Annotated in this window: 21 protein-coding genes and 1 tRNA gene; 8 read left to right on the top strand and 14 right to left on the bottom strand. The window is 64.6% G+C overall.

Translation table 11 applies throughout. The features are described 5' to 3' along the window. Positions 1–24: 24 nt before the first annotated feature. From G6P88_RS06385 to G6P88_RS06395, 3 genes are all read right to left on the bottom strand, one after another. On the bottom strand, positions 25–483 hold the full coding sequence (locus G6P88_RS06385; protein WP_165322401.1) for a DUF2497 domain-containing protein: 459 nt from the start codon (positions 481–483) through the stop codon (positions 25–27). Positions 484–635: 152 nt separating this feature from the next. Continuing rightward, positions 636–2,078, bottom strand: coding sequence for a TolC family outer membrane protein (locus tag G6P88_RS06390; protein ID WP_226946747.1), 1,443 nt, complete (start codon positions 2,076–2,078; stop codon positions 636–638). 56 nt (positions 2,079–2,134) lie between these two features. Next, positions 2,135–2,779 carry a protein-L-isoaspartate O-methyltransferase family protein gene (locus G6P88_RS06395; RefSeq protein WP_165322403.1) on the bottom strand — a complete coding sequence of 215 codons (645 nt, stop codon included), beginning with the start codon at positions 2,777–2,779 and terminating at the stop codon, positions 2,135–2,137. A gap of 174 nt (positions 2,780–2,953) precedes the next feature. Between G6P88_RS06395 and G6P88_RS06400 the strand changes: the two genes are divergently transcribed. Beyond that, positions 2,954–3,027 (top strand) — tRNA-Cys (locus G6P88_RS06400). A gap of 78 nt (positions 3,028–3,105) precedes the next feature. Here the strand turns inward: G6P88_RS06400 and G6P88_RS06405 are convergent. The 3 genes from G6P88_RS06405 to G6P88_RS06415 all read right to left on the bottom strand — a co-directional run bounded on the left by G6P88_RS06405 (position 3,106) and on the right by G6P88_RS06415 (position 6,119). Beyond that, positions 3,106–3,354 carry a hypothetical protein gene (locus tag G6P88_RS06405; RefSeq protein WP_165322404.1) on the bottom strand — a complete coding sequence of 83 codons (249 nt, stop codon included), beginning with the start codon at positions 3,352–3,354 and terminating at the stop codon, positions 3,106–3,108. Between the two features lie 78 nt (positions 3,355–3,432). Then, positions 3,433–3,825 (bottom strand): hypothetical protein, encoded by a 393-nt coding sequence (locus tag G6P88_RS06410; RefSeq protein WP_165322405.1) that lies wholly within the window; start codon positions 3,823–3,825, stop codon positions 3,433–3,435. Positions 3,826–4,634: 809 nt separating this feature from the next. Further along, positions 4,635–6,119, bottom strand: a complete 1,485-nt coding sequence (locus tag G6P88_RS06415) for a PAS domain-containing protein (RefSeq protein ID WP_226946748.1) — start codon at positions 6,117–6,119, stop codon at positions 4,635–4,637. Positions 6,120–6,818: 699 nt separating this feature from the next. On the opposite strand from G6P88_RS06415, the gene G6P88_RS06420 reads away from it, so the two are divergent. Both G6P88_RS06420 and G6P88_RS06425 read left to right on the top strand, forming a co-directional pair. Then, entirely contained in the window at positions 6,819–8,576 is a 1,758-nt protein-coding gene (locus G6P88_RS06420; RefSeq protein WP_165322407.1) for a hypothetical protein, read from the top strand. A 98-nt stretch (positions 8,577–8,674) separates the two neighbouring features. Continuing rightward, a complete protein-coding gene (locus tag G6P88_RS06425; RefSeq protein ID WP_165322408.1) occupies positions 8,675–9,685 on the top strand; it encodes a sensor histidine kinase in 1,011 nt (336 codons plus the stop codon). A gap of 42 nt (positions 9,686–9,727) precedes the next feature. Here the strand turns inward: G6P88_RS06425 and G6P88_RS06430 are convergent, their stop codons facing one another. From G6P88_RS06430 to pstS, 4 genes are all read right to left on the bottom strand, one after another. Then, positions 9,728–10,606, bottom strand: coding sequence for a phosphate ABC transporter ATP-binding protein (locus G6P88_RS06430; RefSeq protein WP_165322409.1), 879 nt, complete (start codon positions 10,604–10,606; stop codon positions 9,728–9,730). Then, positions 10,606–11,442 carry a phosphate ABC transporter permease PstA gene (pstA, locus tag G6P88_RS06435; protein WP_165322410.1) on the bottom strand — a complete coding sequence of 279 codons (837 nt, stop codon included), beginning with the start codon at positions 11,440–11,442 and terminating at the stop codon, positions 10,606–10,608. Before pstA ends, G6P88_RS06430 begins: the two co-directional genes overlap by 1 nt. 10 nt (positions 11,443–11,452) lie before the next feature. Continuing rightward, positions 11,453–12,403 carry a phosphate ABC transporter permease subunit PstC gene (gene pstC, locus G6P88_RS06440; RefSeq protein ID WP_165322411.1) on the bottom strand — a complete coding sequence of 317 codons (951 nt, stop codon included), beginning with the start codon at positions 12,401–12,403 and terminating at the stop codon, positions 11,453–11,455. An 80-nt stretch (positions 12,404–12,483) separates the two neighbouring features. Continuing rightward, on the bottom strand, positions 12,484–13,530 hold the full coding sequence (pstS, locus tag G6P88_RS06445) for a phosphate ABC transporter substrate-binding protein PstS (protein ID WP_165322412.1): 1,047 nt from the start codon (positions 13,528–13,530) through the stop codon (positions 12,484–12,486). Positions 13,531–13,822: 292 nt separating this feature from the next. Between pstS and G6P88_RS06450 the strand changes: the two genes are divergently transcribed. Beyond that, positions 13,823–14,188 carry a hypothetical protein gene (locus tag G6P88_RS06450; RefSeq protein WP_165322413.1) on the top strand — a complete coding sequence of 122 codons (366 nt, stop codon included), beginning with the start codon at positions 13,823–13,825 and terminating at the stop codon, positions 14,186–14,188. A gap of 80 nt (positions 14,189–14,268) precedes the next feature. Here G6P88_RS06450 and G6P88_RS06455 read toward each other — a convergent pair whose 3' ends face one another. Then, positions 14,269–16,194: an alpha/beta hydrolase family protein gene (locus G6P88_RS06455; RefSeq protein WP_226946749.1), complete on the bottom strand. Its 1,926-nt coding sequence runs from the start codon at positions 16,192–16,194 to the stop codon at positions 14,269–14,271. 242 nt (positions 16,195–16,436) lie between these two features. On the opposite strand from G6P88_RS06455, the gene G6P88_RS06460 reads away from it, so the two are divergent. Both G6P88_RS06460 and G6P88_RS06465 read left to right on the top strand, forming a co-directional pair. Continuing rightward, a complete protein-coding gene (locus tag G6P88_RS06460; protein WP_165322415.1) occupies positions 16,437–17,573 on the top strand; it encodes an endonuclease/exonuclease/phosphatase family protein in 1,137 nt (378 codons plus the stop codon). 164 nt (positions 17,574–17,737) lie between these two features. Then, positions 17,738–18,085 carry a response regulator transcription factor gene (locus G6P88_RS06465; protein ID WP_226946750.1) on the top strand — a complete coding sequence of 116 codons (348 nt, stop codon included), beginning with the start codon at positions 17,738–17,740 and terminating at the stop codon, positions 18,083–18,085. A 50-nt stretch (positions 18,086–18,135) separates the two neighbouring features. Here the strand turns inward: G6P88_RS06465 and G6P88_RS06470 are convergent, their stop codons facing one another. From G6P88_RS06470 to putA, 3 genes are all read right to left on the bottom strand, one after another. After that, positions 18,136–18,648, bottom strand: coding sequence for a DUF1993 domain-containing protein (locus G6P88_RS06470; protein ID WP_165322417.1), 513 nt, complete (start codon positions 18,646–18,648; stop codon positions 18,136–18,138). Between the two features lie 107 nt (positions 18,649–18,755). Continuing rightward, complete coding sequence (locus tag G6P88_RS06475) at positions 18,756–19,511, bottom strand: prepilin peptidase (RefSeq protein WP_165322418.1); 756 nt, start codon at positions 19,509–19,511, stop codon at positions 18,756–18,758. A gap of 190 nt (positions 19,512–19,701) precedes the next feature. Beyond that, positions 19,702–22,800: a bifunctional proline dehydrogenase/L-glutamate gamma-semialdehyde dehydrogenase PutA gene (putA, locus tag G6P88_RS06480; RefSeq protein WP_165322419.1), complete on the bottom strand. Its 3,099-nt coding sequence runs from the start codon at positions 22,798–22,800 to the stop codon at positions 19,702–19,704. Positions 22,801–22,905: 105 nt separating this feature from the next. Here putA and G6P88_RS06485 point away from each other — a divergent pair, with 105 nt between their 5' ends. Together G6P88_RS06485 and G6P88_RS06490 are read left to right on the top strand one after the other, a co-directional pair. After that, positions 22,906–23,388, top strand: coding sequence for an Lrp/AsnC ligand binding domain-containing protein (locus G6P88_RS06485; protein ID WP_165322420.1), 483 nt, complete (start codon positions 22,906–22,908; stop codon positions 23,386–23,388). A 93-nt stretch (positions 23,389–23,481) separates the two neighbouring features. Next, positions 23,482–24,672: an MFS transporter gene (locus G6P88_RS06490; protein ID WP_165322421.1), complete on the top strand. Its 1,191-nt coding sequence runs from the start codon at positions 23,482–23,484 to the stop codon at positions 24,670–24,672. Positions 24,673–24,697 lie beyond the last annotated feature (25 nt).

Here is a 24,697-nt window from a genome sequence, read left to right on the forward strand (position 1 = left end):
CCTTGCGATACGGCAGCAGCGGCGTCAGCCGTCCTTTTCCATCATGCGCCGAATCTCGGCCTGGACAAGCCGCTCGACAATGTCCGGCAGGTTGCGCTCGACCCACTCGGTCAGGATCGGCTGCAGCGCCTCGCGGACGAGCGCATCGAGCGTGATATCGCCGCCTGTCGCCCTTGGCGCCGGCGTGCGCGGGAGAAGGTCGCGCGGCACCGGACGCGACACCGTCGCAGGGGCCTGCGCTTCGGCCTGCCGCAGGCGTTCGACGGCCCGCTGCACCGGCCGGGATTCAGCCGGCCTGGGCGGCGTACGCCCGGGATCGGGGACCGCCTCGGTCAGTTCGAGGATCGAGTCGGGAACCGGTGGAGCCGGCGGCGGCGCGGCAGCCTCGCTGCGAATCGGCCAGGGTGGCGGTGGGTCGCGGTCGACCGGCGCCGCAGCCTGTCCGATTGTCGGGCGCGGCGGAACCGCAGCGCGACTCGGCATCGTAGGAGCGTACGGGGTAGGCGCTGGCGCCGGTTGGCGCGGAGGCGCCGCCCTTTGGGTTGTGGGTTCGTCGGAAATGATACGCTTGATGGAAGCCAATATATCTTCCATCGACGGTTCGGGACGCGGTTCGGCCATACGCCGAATATAGGCTATTTCCCGGGCGTTGCCACAGCGCTGTGCGAGGGAACGGCGGACACGCTCGGCTCCTTGCGGGTCGACGTCGCGACAGGCTTGGGCTTCGGATCGCTGTCCCAGTCCCAGATCCGGCCGTGCACCCGCTTGTAGTTGGAAACGGGATCGTAGAGCGAGCCGCCGTCGAGCCCAAGCGTCTTCGCCTGCGCGCGCCCCATCGCCGCCAGCAATGCGAAGCCGGCCACATAGGCGTCGCGCTTGGCCGACACCAGGGTCGAGCGGGAGTTCAGCAATTCCTGTTCGGCATTGAGCACATCGAGCAGGTTGCGCGTGCCGACGCCCTGCTCGGCGCGCACGCCTTCGAGCGCCAGTTCATTGGCGGCGACCGCTGCTTCCGAGGAGTCGATCACGCCCAGCGAGGCCTCGTATCGGGCAAAGGCGATCCGCGCGTCGGCGATCACGGCGCGCTCGGCCGCCGTTTCGGCTTCGATCGCCTGGCTCTTGCGCGCCTGCGCCTGGCGGACGCGCGCGGCCGGCTCGCCGCCTTGATAGAGCGGAATCTGCGCCTGGAGACCGACTGTGGCGGTCTTGTCGATCTGTGCGACCCCGGCAAGACCACCGGCGAGCGTACCCCTGTAATCGGTATAGTCGCCCTGGCCGAAGGCCTGCAGACGCGGCATCCGCGTCGCCTCCGCAACGCCGATGTCATATTGCGCGGCGCGGGTCGCCTGGCGCGCTGCCGCAAGGTCAGGATTATTGGCGACCGCAAGTTCCACGGCATCTTCCGAACTGGCCGGAAGACCCGGCAGCGCCGGTGGCGGCTGCAGTGTATCGGGAAAGGTGCCGACGACCTCGAGATAGGTCTGCCGGCTCGCGTCGAGCTGCGCCTGCGCCGAGCGCAGATTGGCGCGCGCACCGGCTAGCCGAGCTTCGGACTGCGCCACATCGGTCCGGGTCAGGTCTCCCACCTCGAAACGGTCGCGGCTTGCCTGGAGATTGGTCTCCAGCACGCCGACATTGCCCTCGTTGAGGTTGACGATCGCGGTGTCGCGGATCACGTCCATATAGGCGGCCACCACCGAGGTGAACACGTTCGCCTCGGTTCCGAGCAGGCTCGCCCGCCCCTGCTCGACGCGCGCCTTGGCCGCGCGGATCGAATTGCGGATGCCGCCACCCTGATAGATCGGCACGGTGACGGTGGCCGCTGCCTGGACCGCGCGCTTGGGAAAGGTGAAAGCGTTCGCCGAGCGCTTCACATATTCATTATAGCCGGCCGTTGCGGCGACATCCGGCAATCCCGGCGCACGGGCGATCTCCACCCCCTCGTCGGTCGCGCGCAAGCCGGCCCGGGCACCCGTCAAAGTCGGATTCGAAGCATAGGCTCGGGCCAAGGCCTCACGCAGCGTGTCGGCCGTGGCCGGCGACGACGCCAGGACGAGCGCCAACAGTGCGGCGGACACACTCCAACGGCCTGCCGCTCTTCCCCCAAGCTTCGATGTCACCTGTTACATCCCTGTCAGAAGCTGAATCCGGCAGGCTTCTCGAAACCGGGAAGGATGGCGGCATCGGCGTCGGCGAATGCCGTCGTTCCGAACCCCTTGCCCGCCCTCGCGCCCGAGACCAGTCGGCTGACGCCATTTTCGATGAGCGCCCCGACGAGGCGCCCTCCGTCCGCCAGCTGATCGACCAGTGCCTGCGGAACCTGTTCCACAGCGCCATCAATCAGGATCAGCGAATAAGGCGCAGCGTCCTTGCTGCCGGCGGTCAGCGCCGCCTTGACCCAAGTGGCTCCCGGAACGGCCGCCTTACCCTGCGCGAATAGGGCTTCGTCCTCCTCCACCGCGACGACGCTGGCGCCGAGCGCGAGGAGCAGGGCCGCGGTGTAACCCGTCGCCGCACCGACCAGCAGGACGGTGTCGCCCGCTGCGACCTGCGCCTGCGTCAGCAGGCGCCCCGTCACCATCGGCGGATTGAGCGAACGGCCCTTGCCCAGCGGCAGAGCGATTTCGGCATAGGCGATCGCGGCCTTGTCCGCCGGAACGAAGCGCTCACGCGCGACCTCGCCCATCGCGGCGACGACCCGCGCGTCACTGACCCCGGTGGTCCGGAGCTGGCTCACCACCATCGCGCGACGCATCTGATCGAAATTCTGCTCGGTCACTGGGTTTCCTGCCACTTAGTGTCTTAGCCATACAATACAGTAGGAACAGCTTCAAGGCTTTATCGCCTCGGCGCATTTCCGCCAAGCCTGATCTGGGGATTTGGGCAAAAGACGATGGCTCCCGCCGATCACGGTTGACATTCCCCCCCGCCCCCGTCATTTCCGCGCCCCACTGGCCCGATGGCGGAGTGGTGACGCAGCGGACTGCAAATCCGTATACGCCGGTTCGATTCCGGCTCGGGCCTCCAGATTTTTCTACACCACTCAGACCTTGAGCCGCTCGGCGCCGCCGCAGGCGTTCATAAGACCCGGCGCTCCGTCGCCGGTTAAGTCCTGTTCACGCCGGCCGGCCCGCCCTCATTTTCCCACCCTTCCAGACTGATGCGGCGGCCCTCCTGCCGCGAGACATTTTCCGGCGTTCGCGCAGATCCGCAGCCGATGACGGCCTCTGCCCCCAGCAGCTTTCCATAAGCCTTGGCGAGGCGAAGGTGCGCACTGCGCGCTGCGGGGTGAGTCGCTGCCGCGGCGGCCGCGTAGGAGGCGTCCATCCTCAACCTGTAATAGCTCGGGTCCATGATGTTCGCCCTGTCTGAAAAGGATATTGCTGCGGAGAGGCAATTCCTGCCGGGAGCTTTGATCCTGCCGTCGTGCCGTCACGCCTCGCAGCGTGCTGTCGCCTGTCGCAGCACCCTGCTCCTGTGGGCAAAGCTCTTTGGGCTGACGAAGCCTGCGGCGAGTGCTTCGTGAAGCCGTTTCGCCATGAGTGCCGTCGCATGGCGAGCATCGAGAGCTGCTTCCGGCCCCTCCACCGATAGCACAGCTTCGAAGTCGTGAGGCGCTCGGGCGGGGAAGGCCGTTTCCTCGATACGTTCGCGCGCGTCGCGCGCCGTGCCCATATTGACGGCGCGGCTCTCCGCACCCATCGCGACCTCCGACTGCATGATCGCCGTCTGCTCGCGCGCGAGCTGCATGTTCAGGTCAACGGGAGGATGGCTGGTACCCGGCGCATCATCGCCGGTCGGGTGCGGAACAGGGGGATGAGTCATCGAGCGCTCCTCTGTGCGGGAGCGCAACGCTGTCTCTCAGCCACAGCGTGCAAAGAGCTACTGCGGTCTTCGGCATATGGGAATTATCGGCAGGATAACAAGCTGTGAAACAGATCGGTGCTGACGATTTTCGATAGTGCTGTCCGAAATAGAGACTCACTCCTTGGCCAGACGACGATCCAGTCCCCATTTCCCCTTGATCCGAAGCATCGGCTTTCCGCATCCTTCGCAATTGGCATGCCAGCATTTATTGGCATAATAGAGCGATTGCATTTCTCTTTTATGTAGGCCGGCAAAACAAAACATCACGGTCCACATAAATTTCGCCTTTTTTCAATTATCGCAATCCATGCGATATAGAAGATCCATTAGATAATATAGCATCTCAATTATCCATAAATTTTATTATTTTCTTCGTTACACATCCGACATTAAATCTCTTATATTAAGAATATAGATCGCCATATTGGCATTCTCGCGTCGACAATCCACGCGCGGAGACAGTGATGACCAATAATCAATGTGACACACGCATCCTCGAGCATTTGCGGCAGCGCGCCCTTTCGGACGCAGCGCTCACCTCGGATCCGATCAGCCGGCAGCAATTTCAGGACCTCGCACAGGCTTATGCCGAGACGGCGACGGAACTGAGAACCCATGGTGTGGCGCGATGGCCCTTGCCTCAGGCGGCAGTGCTGCCATGGCGATCCGTCCCCTTGTGGACATCCAACGACCGATAACTGCCTGCCTACAATCTCGACCTCTCGACCCCGCGGGCGAGAAGCCGAGGATCGCAGCCGCGGGGGCGTTCAGGTCCCGAGCGGGATAACGGCCTTCGCATTGAGGCCCGTCGGAAGCCACTCGCGCGTAAACGTGCCGCGCAGCTGACGTTCGATACTCGCGCGGATGAGTTCCGATCCGAAACCCTGATGGCCAGTTGCCTGCCGGACCTCATTCCCGCGTTCGATCCAGTCGAGGTGAAGCTCGTCGCCATGGCGAGCGATCGATAGCTCCACCGTCCCTTCCGCGCTCGCCAAAGCGCCATATTTGACCGCGTTGGTCGCGAGCTCGTGGAAGGTCAGCGCGAGCGGCGTCATATGCTTTTCGGGGAGGACCACATTCTCTCCGGTGACCCGGACACGATCTTCGCCGTCGAAATTATACGCCGCGAACAATTCGCGCAGCATCCCCTGGAGGGTGAAGGCAGACGCCCCATCCTGCGGACGCACATAGTCATAGGCCCGCCCGAGAGCACCGATTTGCTCGCTGAGCCGGAGAGCATAATGTTTCAAGGCCGGATCGCTGCGGCCAGACAGGCGCAACAGCGAGGTCACGACCATGAAGATGTTCTTTATCCGGTGGCCGAGCTCACGCGAGAGGAGGTCCTGCTGCTCCCGCAGCATTCGCTGGTCATGAATGTCGGTGCAGGTTCCGAACCAGCGCAGAATGGACCCTCGCTCGTCTCGCATCGGCAGCGCACGCCCGAGCGTCCAGCGATAGGCTCCATCGGCGCGACGCAGACGATATTCGATCTCATAGGGCTCGCCGGTCTCGAGCGAATGACGCCAGACCGCCCAGGCACGCTCTTGGTCATCGGGATGGAATTGCCCATTCCATCCGTTTCCCGCAGTCTCACCGGGGGTCGCACCGGTAAAGTCGTACCAGCGGGCGTTGTAATAGTCGTGATACCCATCCGGACGCGTCGACCAGACCATTTGCGGCATGGCATCCGCAAGAACGCGAAACCGCTCCTCGCTCTCGGCCAGATCCGCCTCGGCCGCCTGCTCCCATATATGGTGGGCGAGCTTCTCCCGCCGGTCCTCCAGAAAGCGCATCACCGCGCCCGCAAGAACGTCCAGCCCTTGTCGCTGGAAAGCAGTCAATCCGGCGCGCGGTTCGGGCGAAATCACACAGAGCGAACCTAGCGGCCTGCCTTGCACCGACCGCAGCGGCGCCCCCGCATAAAAGCGGATGTTGGGTTCTCCCACCACCAGCGCATTGGTGCGGAAGCGATCATCCTCACGAGCGTCAGGCACCTCCATCACGCTATGTCCCGTCATGGCGTGGGCGCAGAAGGACAGGCTGCGCAGCGTCTCCGTGGCGGCAAGGCCCGTTCGAGCGACGAATCGCTGCCGCTCTTCTTCGACAAGGCTTACGAGCGCGATCGGGCAATCGCACAGTTCTGCGGCAAAGCGGGTGATGCCCTGCAACTCCGGATCGTCGAACAGGCCTTCGATCGCATAGGGTCCAAGGGGATTGCCCTCGCCTGAATGCGGAACGCTCGGCGCTTGCAAGTCCGCCTTAACGGACGAACTGGAGTCATGAACGATTGGCATCCGCTCAGGACCGACCTTGGCCAGCTGAATCGGCGGCCGATAGATAAACGCGCATTGTCCCCCCAAAGACATGCAGGACGAAAGGTCCGCCTGACGCGACAATGCCCAGCGGATCGGATTGTTCCCTCAGCCGAAATCTATTAGCCGCGCCGCACGGCAGTTCTGTTCAGCCGTACAGGCTCATCAACCAGAAGAGCAGGGCTAGCGGTACGACGACCGAGGCGACAGCGAGGATGACGGCCCCGATCGGGATATCTGCAGGCGGGTCATGATCAATCATGCCCCTCCCTATACCCGCTGCGCGGGCGGCTCAACGCCGTAATGAACGAGCACAACAGTTGCCCCGGGGAGGAGGCCGGCCCGGTCGCTTCGCGGATGGATAAGGCCGACCGTCCACCGGTGGGGGCCAAATGGACGGTCGGCCGATCATGCCGAAGCAGTGCCAGCCACGGATCCCGTTGGGGGTAGGATCCGAGACCCGCGAGATGCACCGGCGTGCACAATTGCCTTCAGGCTCCTGCACACGCAGCCAAGCTGCCGGACAAAAACAGCGCAACCCCCTAGGCGAGGATAGTTTCTCTGCGTCTCTGTTACCGTTACACGATCACTCGAAATTCGCCATGACTCCGTGTTTGGAACGGGTTATCGTCCGTTTCGATGACCGCGACGGAAACCGGAGCGCCCGATCAGAAGGCCGATGCAGCGCTGAGGGATGCCCACTCGACGCCGGCCGGTCAGGCCGACCTGATGCGCGAAGAGCTTCAGTCGGTGCTGGCTTCCCCCGACTTTGCACGCGCACCCATCATGAAACAGCTGCTCTGTTTCCTTGTGGAGGAGACGGCAGCGGGGCGCGGCGAGCAGCTCAAGGCCTATTCGGTTGCTGTGGACGGTCTGGGACGAGCGCCCGATTATGACGCCCGGGCGGACAGCTATCCCCGTGTACAGGTCGGCCGGCTGCGCAAGATGCTGGACAGCCACTATCGGCTATCCGACCCGACCTCCGGTGTACGACTGAGCATACCCAGTGGCCGTTACAAGGTCGTGCTGGAGGCGACAGAGCCTCAGCAGGCCCCCGGAGCGGCAGCGCAGGACTCGCCGCCGACCGAACCGTTGTCGGCAGCGGCGGTTTCGATGACGGCGGTGTCGCCGCTCTATTTCGGACCGTCGCTGTTTCTCATCGTCGGGCTGGTGCTGGCACTGGGCATCGGCGCGGCGCGGTGGCTTCCTATGGCAGCCGCAGGCGCTCCGTTGAAGCGGCCCGTGATGGAAATGGCCGGCGTCGAGATGGCCCGACAAAGCACGGCGGGGGCAAGGATCCGGACCTTGCTGGTGAACGGCCTCGGACGCAGCCTCGCCTTCGACCTCCGCCCCCTGTCCACTTCGGGCCGCACCGTCGGAAAAGGCGGACCGCCGCCCCGTTACCGCCTGGGCGCTGATCTGATCGAGGGCGCTACGCCGCGGCTATTCCTGCGGTTAACTCAGCTGTCGCCCGACAAGCTGATCTGGTCAGGCGATGTCTCGCTGCCTGCGGATGCCCTGGGCGACGGCTCCGCTCTCGACCAGCGCCTCGCCCCGATCATCGCGACGATCAGCAAGGTCGATGGCCTAGTGGCCATCCACGAACTTCAGCGCAGCGCGGGCAAGGAAGCCCGGGGCTATAGCTGTCTGCTGCTCTTCCATCGCTATCGCAAGCAGCGCGCCGTCGACGAACGCGACCACGTCCAGGCGTGTGTCGAACGCAGCCTGGCGCAGGATCCCGATGACGCAGCCCTGCAGGCGGCCGCGGCCCAGCTTGCCGTTGAGAAGATGTCGGACCCGGGCGTGAACATGAACGACAGGGCCGGCCTTCTCGCCAGCGCCCGCCGCCATGCGCAGCTCGCGCGCGTTCTCGACCCCTATAATGGCTGGACCAACGCCACCCAGTCGCGGATCGCGCTCGCTCGCGGAGCCTGCCCTCAGTCGGTGAACTTCGCGCTGCGCGCTGCGGCCCTGCAACCTTATGAACCGAATCTTCTGTCCGACGTCGGCGCTTATCTCGCCGATTGTCGCGACCCTGGCGCGGAGTCCGTCATCCGCCGCGCGATCGCCGTGGGCGACGACCCTTCCGGCCGCTATTATGTTCCTCTCCTGATGCTCGCCATCATCCGCGACGACCGGGCTATGGCACGCGAAGCACTCTCGCAGATGGCGCCACCGGTGATTGGCCGGCCCCGCAACTTCTACATCATTGCCGCTGCCGGCTACGGAATGCTCGGCCAGGCGCCAAGGGCGCGAGCCGCCTGGAAGCAGCTCGAGCGGCTCGATGGCACGGTCGTTCCCGCGCCGCTCGCCTATCTTCAGCGCCTCGGCTATTCGCCTGCAACGCGCCGCCAGATTATCCGCAAGCTGCGCACGGTCGGCCTGCCGCCGGCCTGACCCGTCCGCATTACCGCTATCGCAGCGGATTGCTCGGCGTTACAGCGATGCAACGATCGCCCGATCAACCATCGGAAGCCGACGCAGGAAATGGACCCATGACCGCCATCGTCGACCTTTCGCTGCGCCTTGCAGGACGCAAGCCCGATCTGACCGCCGACCTGCTGGTCGCTGCGGCCGCCATCGGTCTCGCCGCATCGGGTCGACTGATCGTCGACATCTTCGCGCCCGGGGTGGCGCCTTACGCCTTCGTCTTTCCCTTCATCATTCTTGCCAGCCTCGTTGCCGGCATGCGGGCTGGCTTGATCGCTGCAGCGGTGTGCCAGCTTCTGATCTGGTATTTCGTGGTCCCCGAGCCGCGCTCCTTCGTCATCGTGACCAAGGATGCCATCGGCCTGCTGGTCTCGTCTTTCTCGCTTGTGCTAGCGGTGTGCGTGATCTCCGCCTTTCGCTCGACCGCGCTGCGGCTGCGCGAGGAGGAGCGCCGCCATGTCGAATTTCTGTCGCTGGCGCTGCGCGAGGTCGATCACCGGACGCGCAACAATTTCCAGATCGCGGCGTCGCTGCTGATATCCAGGGCGATGTCCCACGCCGATCCCGACGTGCAGAGCGAGTTTCGGGCGGCGGCAGGCAGGCTGCAATCGCTTGCCGCAGTCTATTCAAACCTCGCCCTCAGCAGCGCGGACCTCACCAACGTCCTGCTGCACGACCATCTCCGCGACGTTTGCGACCGGATCAGGGAAGCGATGCTCCCGCCCGGCATCACGCTGAGCCTCGATGCGGAACCCATCCAGGTGCCGGCCAAGACGGCGGTCGCCATCGCCCTGATTGTCAACGAGGCGATCACCAATGCAGCCAAACATGCCTTTCCCGACGGGCTGGGAGAAATCGCCCTGTGGCTGCGCCGCGAGAAAGACGGGCTGGTGGTGACGATCGAGGACAATGGGGTCGGCCGGTCGGACGCGCCATCCGAGAAGGGGCATGGCAGCGGAGCAAGCCTGATGCGGCTGCTGGCGCGATCGCTGTCGGCCACGCTCGACATCAGCGCGGCGTCGACGATCGACCGCGGCACGCGATGCGAGCTTCGCGTGCCGATACCGGTAAATTGAACGCGTGCCGGGCGGCGCCTGAGCGCGACCCGGCCGGCAGGGTCAGCCGAAGCGGCCCGTCACATAATCGCGGGTTCGCTGCCCGCGCGGATTGGCGAACAGTTCCTCGGTCGGCTGGAACTCCATCATCCGGCCAAGATACATGAAACCGGTATGATTGGAGATGCGCGCCGCCTGCTGGAGGTTGTGCGTCACGATGACGATGGTGAAATCCTCGCGCAGCTCGATCAGCGTCTCTTCCAGCTTCGCGGTGGACACCGGGTCCAGCGCCGAGGCGGGCTCGTCGAGCAGAAGGACGTCGGGTTCGACCGCGATGCCGCGAGCGACGCAGAGCCGCTGCTGCTGACCGCCGGAAAGGCCGAGGCCCGAGCTGTGGAGCTTGTCCTTGACCTCGTCCCACAGCGCGGCGCGACGCAGCGACTTCTCGACGATCACATCCATCTCCGCGCGGCTCTTGCGCTGGTAGAGGCGTACGCCGAAGGCGACATTGTCGTAGATCGACATCGGAAACGGCGTGGGCTTCTGGAACACCATGCCCACGCGCGCGCGAAGGCCCGCGACGTCGACCGGCGAGCGGACCATCGTCGCCTCGTCGATCGTGCCCTCACGCTCGCGCAACCGCTGCAGGCTCTTGCGATCCGCCAGCACGTCATGGCCGTCGAGCAGAATGCGACCGACCGCATGCTGCCGCGGATAAAGGTCGTAGATCCGGTTGAGCGCGCGCAGCAGGGTCGACTTGCCGCAACCCGACGGGCCGATCAGAGCGGTGATCTTGTTGCGTTCGACCGGCAGATCGACCCCGAACAGGGCCTGGGTCTTGCCATAGAAGAAATCCAGCTTCCGCGCTTCGATCGCGAGCCTGTCGCTCGGCGGGAAGGCCAGATGGACCTCTTCGGACAGATGCGAAGGAAGGTCGGTCATTATCGGCGGGCCTCCCGGGCGACGACGCGCCCGATGATGTTGATGGACAATACGGCGACGGCGATCAGCAGCGCGCCGACCCAGGCCAGGCGCTGCCAGTCTTCATAGGCGGACAGCGCGAACTGGAAGATGGTGGTCGGCAGGCTGGCCATGGGCTGCGTGGGATCGACCGAGAAGAACTGATTGCCGAGCGCGGTGAACAGCAACGGTGCGGTTTCGCCGCTGATGCGTGCGAAGCCGAGCAGCGCGCCGGTGATCAGGCCGGCGCGGGCGGACTTCCACACCACCTTGCGGATGACGAAGGCGCGGCTGGCGCCCAGCGCCATGCCCGCTTCGCGCAGGGCGCTGGGCTGCAGGCTCAATATGTCCTCGGTCGTGCGGGTTACGATCGGCATGGCGATGATCGCCAGCGCCACGGCACCGGCGATAGCCGAGAAGCCGTGGAAGGGCCGCACCATGATCTCATAGACGAACAGACCGATGAGGATCGATGGCGCCGACAAAAGCACGTCGTTGAGGAAACGGACCGCAGCACCATAAGGCGTGCTGCCGCCATATTCGGACAACCAGGTGCCGGCGAGCACGCCCACCACCACCGCGATCAGCAGGCCCATACCGCACATCATGATCGAGCCCATGATCGCGTTGGACAGGCCGCCCTCCGACCCCGGTGCCGGCTGGGTCATCGTGAAGATCTTCGCGTCGATCCCGCCGAGCCCCTTGGTGAGCAGCGACCAAAGGATGAGAATCAGAGCGGTAAGCGCGATCAGCGTCGCAATCGCGGTGAGCGCGACGAACAGATAGTTGGAGAGGCGGCGATACAGGGCGCGATCCATGACTTGGGCCTCAATATTTCTGGCCGCCGAGCAGCGCCCGGGCGATGGCGAGGACGCCGAAGGTGATGAAGAACAGCACCAGGCCGAGCGCGACCAGCGCGGCGCTGTGCATGTCGCTGGTGGCTTCGGCGAACTCGTTCGCGATGGTCGAGGCGATGGTCGACCCGGAGGCGAAGATCGAGTCGGGGAAGCCATGCGCGTTGCCGATGATGAAGGTCACCGCCATCGTCTCGCCGAGGGCGCGTCCGAGACCGAGCATAACGACGCCGACGACGCCGCGCCGGACATAGGGAATGATCACCGACCGGACGACTTCGAACGGCGTGCAGCCGAGGCCATAGGCTGCTTCGCGCAGTTGGGCCGGCACGGTCATGAACAGTTCACGGAAGACCGCCGCCATATAGGGCAGGATCATGATCGCGAGGATCACCGAGGCGGTGAAGATGTTGGCGCCGTTCGGGATGCCCGAGAACAGGCTTTCCTGCCAGGAGCCGGGCTCGGCCTCCATGATCAGCGGGAGTTGCACATGCTCCGCGAACCAGGGCGCCAGCACGAACAGGCCCCACATGCCATAGACGATCGAGGGAATACCCGCGAGCAGTTCGACGGCGATCGCCACCGGCTGCGCTATGGTCCGCGGGCAGAACTCCACCAGGAACACCGCGACGCCCAGTGCCAGCGGCAGAGCCATGACCAGCGCGAGAAAGGCGGTGATCAGCGTGCCGACGATCGGCCCGGCCGCGCCATAGACCTCGGTGACGGGATTCCACTCGCTGGAGGTCAGGAAGCCCAGCCCGAACTCGGCGAAGGCAGGCCAGCCGCCGATGGCGAGACTGACCACCACGCCCCCCAGCGTGACGAGCAGCATCGTCGCCGCACCGAGGCAGGCGGCCTGGAATATCGCCTCACCCGTCGAACGCGACGGACCGAAACGAGCGGTGTCAGATGCGGCGCTGGCCATTGTCCTGTTCCCGTAAAGCGGCGCGGATGCCGATCACCCTCGCCTGCCCCCTTTGCAGCCTTCTCGGGTCGACGAGTTGATCAGCGTGCAACGTAGACCGGCTTACCGCCAGCCTTGACGTTGGCAAGCCATTGCTTGCGCACCAGTGCCTTGACCGGCGCCGGCAGCGCCACATAATCGAGCTGTGCCGCCGTGGCGTCGCCCGCTTTATAGGCCCAGTCGAAGAATTTCAGCACGCTCGCACCCGCAGCCGCATCGGCCTGGTTGCGATAGACGAGGATGAAGCTCGCCCCCGTGATGGGCCAGCTCTGCACACCCGGCTGATCGAGCAGCAGCACATAATTGCCCGGCGCCTTCGCCCATTGCGCGCCGGCCGCAGCCGCCGCAAAATTGGCAGCCGCCGGCGCAACGAACTTGCCAGCCTTGTTCTGCAGCAGGACGAAGCTCGCCTTGTTCTGCTTGGCATAGGCATATTCGACATAGCCGATCGACCCCATCGTCTGCTTGACGAAAGCCGAGACGCCGTCATTGCCCTTGCCGCCGATGCCGGTCGGCCAGGACACGGCATCGCTGGCGCCGACCTTCGAAGCCCAGGTCGGATTCTTCATCGCCAGATAGCTGGTGAAGAGAAAGGACGTACCCGAACCATCCGAGCGGTGAACGACGGTGATCGGAAGCGGCGGAAGCTTGACGCCCTTGTTCAGGGCAACGATGCGCGGGTCGTTCCATTTCAGGACCCGGCCCATGAAGATGTCCGCCAGCAAAGCGCCGGAAAGCTTCAGCTGGCCCGGCTGAACACCCGGAAGATTGACGATCGGGACCACGCCGCCCATCACGGTCGGAAACTGGTAAAGCCCCGACGCAGCTAGTTCTTCGGGCTTCAACGGCTTGTCCGATGCACCGAAATCGACGGTCTTCGCCTTGATCTGCTTGATGCCGCCGCCCGAACCGATCGCCTGATAGTTGAGACCGATGCCGGTGCTCGCCTTATAGACCTCCGCCCATTTGGCGTAGAGCGGCGCCGGGAAGGTCGCTCCCGCGCCCGAAATCGCACCAGCCATGGCGGCCGAAGCTGTGCTGGCGAGGATGACCGCCGCGCCAATCGCGCCGGCGAATTTCTTGAACATGCGTTGAGTCTCCGATCCCGGCTGCTGCCGGCTGAGGCCCGCTTACTGGCGCCCTGTTACATGATTGTTACAACGCACAGCCCCGACGGGGTTGGCCCGCAAGAATGCCGCCGCAATCCATGTCATCAAATGGTAACATGCACTTTCCGGCGCGGAATACCTTCCGAAACTGCCATGTCGGAAAGCGTGAAAACAAAAATCCGCTGCCATGGTCGAGAGGCTTGACGACCATGTAACCGATCGGTACATGCGCCGTTGTACCGATCGGTTACATCGGTCAGGGAGTTCCGATATGGCCTATATGGGTTTCACCCCGCTCGATGGGGAAGTGCGCGCACCAGCGGCGATCGACGCCAGCCTCTTCACGCCGACCGAGTTGCGCGTGATCGGACTGGCCGAACGCATCGACGCCAGCCGCGAAATAGACTCCGCAAGCCGCCTTGGCCGCTTCGTCGAATGGGCTCTAGGCCTGCGCCTGCCTCGGCCGCTGGCCGATGCGCGCCTCGAAAAACTCCGCCGCTTCGCCTCGCTGGCACGCCATCATGCCGAAAGGATCGACGGCACCGAAATAGAAGCCATGATCGGCACTGGCTATTCGCGTGCGCAGGTCGAGGGTCTGTTCGACTATCTTCGCCATCGCCATCCGACCCTGTACTGACCGCGACCGCGTCCCGAAGAGTCGGATCAACAAACTGACTGTGGCAAGGGAGCGCAACACGCGCCCCCCTGACCCAGGGCCTACATGCCCGACGCCTTGCGCATGAAGGCATCGCTCTCGCGCAGCATTTGCGCCCGCATCTCGTTGTCCTCGATATAGTGATCGCGATTATTGAAGATCACCAGGCGGCTATTTCCCCCCGCAGCCTTCAACGCCGCATCCATCAACTTGGACTGCTCGACATTGACGTTGCGGTCCATCGTGCCGTGAAACATCAGCACCGGCGCCTTGATACTGGCAGCGCGGCGCGCGGGTGAACCTTGAATCGCTTGAGGCCCATCGCCGATATAGGCGGCGTCGAGACGATAGGTGGTCCACCAGCGCCCATCCTCCTTCAAGGCGGGCAGGTCCGTCACAGGCGCGATGGCGACGACGGCCTTGAACAGGGTCGGATCGACCACCGCCGATTGCAGCGCGGCATAGCCGCCATAGGACCAGCCGACTATGCTGAGCCTGGAGGGCGCAGCAATGCCCTGCTTGACCAGCCAGCGGCCAGCATCGGTGACATCGCCAATAGCCGTCGGCCAGGACCGGAAACCGTTCTTCTGGAACCAGTCGTCGCCATAGCCCGTCGATCCCCGGAAATTTGGCTGGAGTACGGCATATCCGCGCGCGGCATAATATTGCACCATCCAGTCGAAGCCCCATTCGTCACGTGACCCCGGGCCACCGTGCGGCATTACGATGGCGGGCAGATTCCGGCCCGTTCCTTCAGCCGGAAGCGTGAGATAGGCCGGGATCATCGTCCCATCGGCCGAGGGGAAGCTTACCGGCCGCATCTCTGCCAGCTTAACGCCCTCGAGTTGCGGGCGGATCGGCTGAAAAGTCGCCATCTGCTTCGTCGTACGGTCGAGGATATAATAGACCCCGGGATCCTTGTCGCTGCCTGCCCGGATGAGGAGCTTGTTCTCGTCCAGGCTGGAATCGACGATCGAGACCATCGGCTGATCGGGTAGCGCCTTTGAAAGGGCGTCACGCAGCTTCGCGATTTTCTCGTCGAAATAGACCGACTTGCGAACGTCGGTCGCATAGGTGGCGCCGACCACCCTGTTGCGTCGCCCGATCTGGATGACATCGTCCACATCGACATCGGGACGCGCGAGGAGAAGCTCCCTGCTGCCGCTACCATCCAGCGCCATGCGATAGAGCGCGCTGCGGCCTTCTTCCTTGTCGAAGCCATAGACCGCATTGCGCTCATGATCGACCGCGACCGGCAGGAAGCCGGTCCTGTCCATATAATTATATGAGGAGAGCTGCTCCCATTTCTTGCCGTCGACCGGGCGATAATAATAGCGGATCACCCCGGAATTGCGGTTCGCCTCGATCAGTTCGATCCCCTTGATGCGGACATGCCCGTGCCCGTCAGTAAGATATCTGCTGACATTCTCCTCTGCCCGCTCGATCCTGCTGCTTGCAAGGGTGCGGCTGTCGATCCGGTCGACGACCGTCCCGGCCTCACTGCTGCCCAGGCGCGTGCCCAGGCGATCGTCCGCCATCTGCGTCCGCGTCATGAGAACCGCACCGTCTTCTTCGGGCAGCCAGTCGATGACCGTCCCACCATCGGTGTTGTAACCGCGCGAGTAGGCCCCGGTCGACTTGCTGAGAACCTTGGGATTGCCGCCATCGATATCGACCGCGACCACGCGGCTGAAGGCGATGATACCGTAATTGGCCAGTTCGGGCGGCCGCGTGAGGCCCCAGAGATCGCAGACCAGCCGGGTGTTGGCGATCCAGTTGCAACCCGAAAGCCGATCGGTTTCGCCGTCGGACACCAAAGCCACCTTGGGCTCGCTATCGATGCCGGGCGCGAAGGTCAGCAGCGCCGCTCCCTGCCCTTTGGTGGGGACGACATAGGCCAGACGCGTCCCGTCGGGCGACATGCTGATCTGCTGGATCTGCTCGCGTGCACCAAAGGCTGCGGCGAGATCCGTTTCTGCGGAAGCCACGGCTCCGAACGATACGGAGCCGATTAGAAAACCGATAAGATTGCGTTGCATAGCGCCCCCCCTTTTGGCTCGATGTCTCGCGCGGCCTCGCACTGTGCAAGCAGGATTAGGTCCATTTTCGTGCGATCCTCCGTTCCCTCCCTTTCCGCCAGCGCCTGCCGTCTTGGAACTGACGCCATTCGCAAAGAAAATCGCCATCGACCTGTCAAAAGGACGCCACCCGCGATCGCCATAGGCGGGCCATGTTCGCGCGCTGGATCACATCGAGACGAAGCCGGATCACCGCAACCTTGCTGGGCTGCGGACTGATCCTGGCGGCGGCGCGCGGGGCCGCCGGCGACAAGGACGGGTTCGATCCCCTGTCGCAGCCGATCGCCGCGCCGCTCTCGGTCATGACATACAATGTCGAGGGTCTGCCCTGGCCCGCGCGGATCAACCGCCGAGCATCCCTGCTGCGCATGGCGAACCGGCTGCGCGCCTTGCGGGCCACCGGACGACAGCCGCACATCGTCCTGCTTCAGGAGGTCTTTTCGGACGATGCGCGGGAGATGGCACGATCCTCGGGCTATGCCTTCCTTGCCTTCGGCCCCTCGGCAGACAACGCGGATAGCAGGACAACGAGCAGGTCCGACAATCCAGATCGCATGCGCGGCGAGGGCATCGGCAAGCTGCTCGACAGCGGGCTCGTAATCCTGTCCGACTACCCGATCGGCCGGGTAAGCAGCATGGCGTTCGCCGATGCCTGCGCCGGGTTCGACTGCCTTGCGAACAAGGCGGCGATGGCGGCGCAGGTCGAATTGCCCGGTGGCAGCGGGCCGGTAACCATCGTCAACCTGCACCTCAACGCGCGCAAGGCATCCGGCGTTGCGGTGGGTCGCGCCAACGCAGCTTATGGCCGCCAGGCGCTGGCACTCGGCCGCTTCCTCAAAACGCTGGACGCGGCCCGTCCGCTTATCGTGGCGGGCGACTTCAACATCGGCCGCAGTACGGAAAGACAGGCGTTGATCGCAGAAGCCCTGAGTCTCAGAGCCTCGGGGCCGCTCGCCGATGCGCTGTCGCGCTGCGTTGCCGCTGCGCCATCCTGCCCGGGTGGCACCATTAACGATGCCATCGCCACCTATCGGCGCGGGAAGGATCGGCAATTCCTATTCGCTGGTGCCCACTCCAGCCTTGCGGTGCGCGCCGTCTCCGTGCCGTTCGGGCGTGAACCCGACGGTACGATGCTGTCAGACCATGTGGGCTATGTCGGGCATTTCGATGTCGTCCCGCAGGAAGCGCTTATGCCTTCGAAGACAGAGAGGGACCGCCTGGGTGAACTGGCGGGCATTGGCCCCAGAGAGCAAGACGGCCGGAATTATTCGAGAGTGACACGATCGTGACGATGGTCGATCGCGTGGCCTTCCTTAATGATGTACAGCGAACCCGTACATATCTCACTGCGAATAGCCGGATATACGCGATATCCCGTAACAGCCTGTAAAACCGGATCGCAAACAGTTCATGATCGTTGCCATAAGAGCGTAATATTCGGTGAGCTTCTCTTATGGTAATTGTTTGCGTCGACGATGATGAACTAGTGCGTAGCGTAATTTCAGATATGCTACGCGAATTGTCGCATTTCGTACTCGAATTTTCCGATGCTCTTACCGCTCTTTCGTGGATGAGCACGCAGCGATCCGCCGTGGACCTGCTGCTGACGGACATTCGGATGCCGGGTATGACGGGCTTCACATTTGCCCGCGAGGCCAAGAAGCGCCATCCCGATCTGGATATCATCTTCATCAGCGCTTATGCGGAAGGCATCAGCGCAAGCGATCCCATCATTCGCAAGCCCTGCACCCTTGGTGGCCTTGAGACGGCTTTGAGGCACGCATCTCAGAGCTCCAGCTAATCATCAGGCAGCCGCAATGGTCTGGCGCGCTTGGCCTAGACCGGGACCCGCTATTGCGCGACCGAAACCTTGTGGCGTTCCATATGGGGCAGATAATCCATCTTCCCGATCGAAAGACCTGCTTTGCGGAGCAACGCATAGGCCATCGTGACGTGAAAATAGAAATTGGGCATGATCCAGTCCTGGATGTCCTCCGCTGCGGACATCAGGAAGCGGACGCCATTCGGCAGCGTCAGATCGACCGGCGCGCCGGCATCGACCCACCCGGCGGGGTCGGCCACGTCGACCAGCGAACGAACCGCCGCGATCCGTTCGCGAAGCTCGACGAGGGACGGGTAAGCACTCTCCTCCAGGGGAACCTCCTGCCCTCCGACCTGATTGAACGCCAGCAGAACCTGGTTGATGGCAATGCGAAACTGCAATTCGAGCGGAAACATGTCCTCGGTCAGTTTTTCCGCCAGCACATCGTCTGTCATACCGACATCGATCGCCCTGCCGACGAGATGGTCCAGCGTACCGAGCATATTGGCGAAGGTCGCTCGCGCGGAATGGGCGTAGGACATGCGGGCTCTCCTGAGCTGCTATCCACTTTATCGTAGAGTGCTTTTTCCGATCCTCAACCGATCGATCAGCCTCCCGGCACGAGCCGCGAGCGAATCCGACAGCGGCTTCAATTCGCCGGCGCCAGCCCGCCGGACAGCAACAGCAACCCCAGCGGCCAGGACGCCAGCGCAAGGAACAGACCGAAGGGCAGGCGGCTCGATCGATCGATGCCACCCCGCCCGATCGCGGTCGCCAGCGCGACAACGAGCCCACCGAGGGCCGCCAGCAACAACAGCAACGGCAACAGGCGCCAGCCGAGCCACAGGCCCAGCGCGCCGAAGAGCTTGGCGTCCCCGGCCCCCATCCCCTCGCGCCCGCGCAGGCGTCGATAGAGGAACCGTATCGCCATGAAAGCAAGCCAGGCGGCAACGCCGCCAGCAAACCGATCGAACAGGGCGGGCGGCAGGCCGAAGGCGATAGGGAGCATCGCCGCGACCGCCAGCGCCGCTACCAGCCGGTCGGGCAGCCAGAAATGCCGAAGGTCGAGCAAGGCGAGTGCCAGCAGGAGCCATCCCATGACTGCGGCACACAGCGCATGCGACGGCGACGGGGTCGCCACCACCGCAAGGGTTCCGATCATCAACCCGCCCGCCTCGGCGACCATATGGAGCGGATCGATCCGCCCGCCGCAACAGGTCGCACGTCCCCGGAGCAGAACATAGCTGACGATCGGAATCAGATCGCGCGCCCGTACCGTAGCGCCGCAATGATCGCAGGCCGATCGCCCCGCAACGACCGATCGGCCCTGCGGCCATCGGATCACGATCACGCCGATGAAGCTGCCGAAGACCAGCCCCAGCACGGCGCCCAGCAATGTCAGCATCGTCGCAGCATCCGATCCGTCGCTGTCATGGCCCCGTCACCTGCTCATGCAATAGGGCACGCAGATTCGATAGGGCCGATTTCGACAGGGGTGGCGTGATGCGTAACGTCGGTAGTTGCCAATGCAGCCTGCTCGGCCGCTTCCTGATGTTCGCGACGCGCAATGCCCGCGCCGCGAACCAGGCTTCGGATCAGAGATTGAGCAGTGCCGGATCGCCGCCCTGCGCTGTGATGTTCACCGACAGCGCACGCTCGGTCGCATAACGCAGCAGCGCATGCGGCCCACCGGCTTTCGGGCCGGTACCCGACAGACCTTCGCCACCGAAAGGCTGCACCCCGACCACCGCGCCGATGATCGAGCGGTTCACATAGACGTTGCCGGCGGGCACCAGATCGCGGACTTCGGCAGCGAAGCGCTCGATCCGGCTGTGGATGCCCAGGGTCAGGCCATAGCCGCGCGAAGCCAGACGTCCGGCGACCTTCGCCAGATCGGCGGGGTCGTAGCGGACGACATGCAGGATGGGGCCGAAGACCTCACGCTCGAGGAAGTCCGCGCTCGGAATCTCGGCCATCAAAGGCGCGAAGAAATCGCCGCCGGACGGCGCCTCGCAGCTGTGGAGGATCACCGCCTCGCGCGATAGCCGCTCGCGATGCGCCTCGAGCGCAGCGCGGGCCTCGGCGTCGATGACCGGCCCGACATCGGTGGCCGGCGACGACGGATCGCCGATGACCAATGCCTCCATCGCGCCCCGGATCGTCGCGATCAGTTCGTCCGCGCTGTCGTGCGGCACGAACAGCAGGCGGAGCGCCGAACAGCGCTGACCCGCAGACCCGAAGGCCGACAGGACCACATCGTCCACCACCTGTTCCTTGAGCGCGGTCGTGTCGACGAACATGCCGTTGAGGCCGCCCGTTTCCGCGATGAACGGGATGATCGGCCCATTGCGCGCCGCCAGCTGGCGATTGATCGCCCAGGCGGTTTCGGTCCCGCCGGTGAAGGCCACGCCGTCGATGCCCGGATTGTTGACGATCGCGCCGCCGACCGTGGCACCGTCGCCCGGCAACAGCGCGAGCAGCGCCGGGTCGAGCCCCGCCTTGTGGAACAGGCGCACTGCGCGGGCCGCGATCAGCGGCGTCTGCTCGGCCGGCTTGGCGAGCACCGCATTGCCGGCGGCGAGGGCCGCGGCGATCTGCCCGGTGAAGATGGCGAGCGGGAAGTTCCACGGGCTTATGCAGGCGAACACACCGCGCCCGCCCAGTTCGAGCTGGTTGGTTTCCCCGACCGGGCCGGCCAGGATCGTCGGCGCCCCGAACTGACGCTCGGCCAGTTCGGCATAATAGCGGCAGAAGTCGATCGCCTCGCGAACTTCGGCGACCCCGTCGTTGAGGGTCTTGCCCGCTTCCAGCGACAGCAGCGCGATGAGACCATCCATCTCCGCTTCGAGCGCATCGCCCATAGCCCGCAGGATCGGCGCACGGCCGGTGCCGCCCAGCCGGTTCCAGCCCGGCTGGGCCTTGCGCGCCAGCTTGATGGCACGGTCGATATCGGCAGGCGTGGTCGTCGATACATAGCCGATGACGCGCCCCCGGTCCGCAGGGCTGGTAACGGGTTCGGACGCGGCTGCGACGAGCCGTCCTTCGACGATCGCGCCGGAAGTCTCACGCTCTCCCGCCGTCAGGGTCGTCATGCGGGCGGCGATGTTACGGGCCTCCACCAGCGAATAATCGCGGCCCAGCGGGTTGCTCCGGCCGGCGCCGTAGATGTCGGCGGGTACGGGAATGCGGGGGTGGCGATCGGGCTGCGCCGCGACGGCCGCGATCGGGTCGGCAACGACCAGATCGGCGGGCACCTGCTCGTCGAGCAAGGCGTGGACGAAGCTCGTATTGGCTCCATTTTCGAGGAGGCGGCGGACCAGATAGGGCAGCAGTTCCTCATGCCCGCCCACCGGCGCATAGGCACGCAGGCGCAGCATGCCATAGCGGTGTTCCGCGGCCTGATAGAGCGCCTCGCCCATGCCATGAAGGCGCTGATGCTCGATGACCGCGCCGGCCTGCTCTGCCATACGGCGGACGGCGGCCAGCGTATGGGCGTTGTGGCTGGCAAATTGCGGATAAAGCGCAGGGCTCGCAGCGATCAGTGCCTGGGCGCAGACCAGATAGGACAGGTCGGTCGCGGCCTTGGTGGTGAACACCGGATAGTCGGGCCGCCCAGCGACCTGCGCACGCTTGATCTCGCTGTCCCAATAGGCGCCCTTCACCAGGCGCACCATGATCCGGCGCCCGCTGCTTTCCGCCAGATCCCGCAAGGCGCCGATCACGGCGAGGCCACGCTTCTGATAGGCCTGGACGACGACGCCCAGCCCCTGCCAGCTGCCCAGTTCCGGCTCTTTCACCAGCCGCTCGATCATCTTCAACGAGATGACGAGCCGGTCGGCCTCCTCGGCATCGATCGCGAAGTTGAGATCGTGGCGCGCCGCGATCAGGGCGAGGCGCTTCACGCGCGGGTAGAGCTCGTCCCAGACACGGGCCTCCTGCACCGCCTCGTAGCGCGGGCTCAGTGCCGACAGCTTGACCGACACGCCATGGCCCAGTTCCGGCCCGGCGCCCGCGGCGGATTGCCCGACAGCCTCGATGGCATCGGCATAGATGCGCTCATAGCGCTCGGCGTCGGCGGCCGTCCGGGCACCTTCGCCCAGCATGTCGAACGAGCAGAGAAAATCCTCCTTCGAGGCCCGCAACAGCGCATCACCGATCGTGCGGCCGAGGACGAACTGCTCACCCATCATGCGCACCGCGGCGCCGACGGCCTGGCGGATCACCGGTTCGCCGAGGCGCGCCGTGATGCGCTTCAGAAAGCCGCCCAGGTCGCGCCTGGCCTCCTCGTCGACGTCGACGAGGCGCCCGGTCAGCATCAGTCCCCAGGTCGAGGCATTGACGAACAGGCTGTCGGACTTGCCGAGATGGCTCGCCCAGTCGGCCGCCCCGATCTTCTCCGCGATCAACCGGTCGCGCGTGTCGGCATCGGGCGTGCGCAACAGTGCCTCGGCGAGGCACATCAAGGCCAGGCCTTCGCGCGTGCCGAGCGAGAATTGCTGCAGGAAGCTTTCGACGACGCCCTGCTTCTTGGTCGCCGAGCGCGCGCCCTCGACGAGCGCGACCGCCTCGGCCACCACGGCGGCCCGCTGTCCGGGATCGAAAGGCTGCCGATCGAGCAGCGAGCGGACGACCTCGGCCTCGTCCTGATATTTGCCGCCGTCGATAATATCCCATTTGGAAAGCTGATTGGCCATTCGATCCTCGCAGATCGGCACTGTTTGCCGACATATCTCTATGATATTCTCCGGATCGCCGAATGTGCTTCATATTACGACCGTCTGCAGCGAAGAGATTTGAAAATGGCCGCTCCTGATCCGAAGCTTGTTCAGATCGACGAAACCGACCGCCGGTTGCTGCGGGTCCTGCAGGAAGACGGTCGAATCACGAACCAGGCGCTGGCCCAGCTCTGCGGCATGTCCCCCGCCGCGTGCTTCGACCGCGTGAAGAGGCTGCGTGAGCGCGGCGTGATCACGGGCTATACAGCGCTGCTCGACCCCGAACAGCTCGACCAGGCGCTGATGATCTTCATCGAAGTGATGCTCGATCGCACGACCGACGACGTCTTCCGGGCCTTTTCCGAACATGTCCGCCGCGTTCCCCAGGTGATGGAATGCCACATGGTCGCGGGCGGGTTCGACTATCTGCTCAAGGTGCGAGTCTCGAACATGTCCGCCTACCGGACCTTTCTCGGCGACATCCTGACCGCCATGCCCGGCGTCCGCGAGACGCGCACCTATGCGGTGCTCGAAGAGGTCAAGCTCACAACCAAATTAGCCGTCTGAGCCTTCGCATCGCAACGCTTCACAGCACCGGCGAAATATGCCAGCCTTCTTACCTATCTAAGATAACAATAATGATAGACGAGGAGAGAGGATATGCTGGCAGAGGAACGCCTCGCCTTCGTAGGGATTCCGCCGGGCTGGCGCGGTGGCGTCGCTCGGGTCACGCTGCTGGGCGGCGCGCCGCTCATGGCGCTGATGTTCGCCGCCCTCGGCCCGGTCCTGCCGACCATCGCCGAGCATTTCGGCGGCCGGAACCAAGGCGCCTTCGCCGCGCAGATGATCCTGACCATGCCGGCCATCGGCGTGATTCTGGGCGGCATATTGGGCGGCCTCTCGGTCGAGCGCTGGGGGCCGCGCCCGGTGATGATCGCGGCGCTGTCGGGATATGGGGTCCTGGGCGTCAGCGGCTATTTCATCGACAGCCTGCCCTATCTCCTCGTCGCGCGTTTCCTGCTGGGCCTGTGCGTGGCGCAGATCGGCACGGCGATCGGCGTAATCGTCGGCAGCTGGTTCGAGGGCGTCGCCCGTGCGCGCCTGCTCGGCTATCAGAGTGCCGTCGCGGGCGTCTTCGCGGTCAGCGGGCTGCTGATGTCGGGCCTGCTGGCCGAGGCGGGCGGCTGGCGCACGCCCTTCCTCCTCTACATGATCGCCTTCGTCGTCCTGACCCTGGCGGTCACCGGCCTGCCGCGGGGGGTGGGACGGACGGCCCCGCGCGAGGAACGGGCATCGCTGCGCCCGCTGGTCGCCTTGTGGCCGGTCTACGCGCTAGCCATGTTCCTGTTCGTCGGCTATTTCATGACCTCGATCCAGCTTTCCTTCCTGCTCGCCGAGGATGGCTTCGACAGTCCGCTGGTGCGATCGGTGGTGATCGCCTCGGGCGTTCTCGCGGGAGGCGTTTTCGGCGGCTGCTACGGGCGCTTCTACGCCTGGTTCGGCGAACGGGGCGTGCAGGTCATGCTGGTGCTGATGATGGCGACGGGTCTTGCCATCATCGGCTTTTCGAGCAGCGTCGCGCTGCTGACGCTGGGCGCGGTGCTGTCGGGCGGCGGCGGCGGCATGATACCGCCCCATATCGGCGGCATATTGCTCAATCGCGTACCGCCCGAGATCCGCGCGCGCGCCGTCGGCCTGGAGTTCACCGTCCTCTACATCGCCGACTTCATCAATCCGCTGATCATGACCCCGCTTCGGGCGGCGATCGGCATCCACAACGCCTTCCTCGTCGCGGCGGCGGCGCTCCTGATCGGCGGGGTCGCGATCTCCGTTCGGCAACGCAGAGCTTAAGGCCTTGCCAGCCTATTTTATAATA

It is taken from the genome of Rhizorhabdus phycosphaerae (assembly GCF_011044255.1).
Classification (GTDB): Bacteria; Pseudomonadota; Alphaproteobacteria; order Sphingomonadales; family Sphingomonadaceae; genus Rhizorhabdus; species Rhizorhabdus phycosphaerae.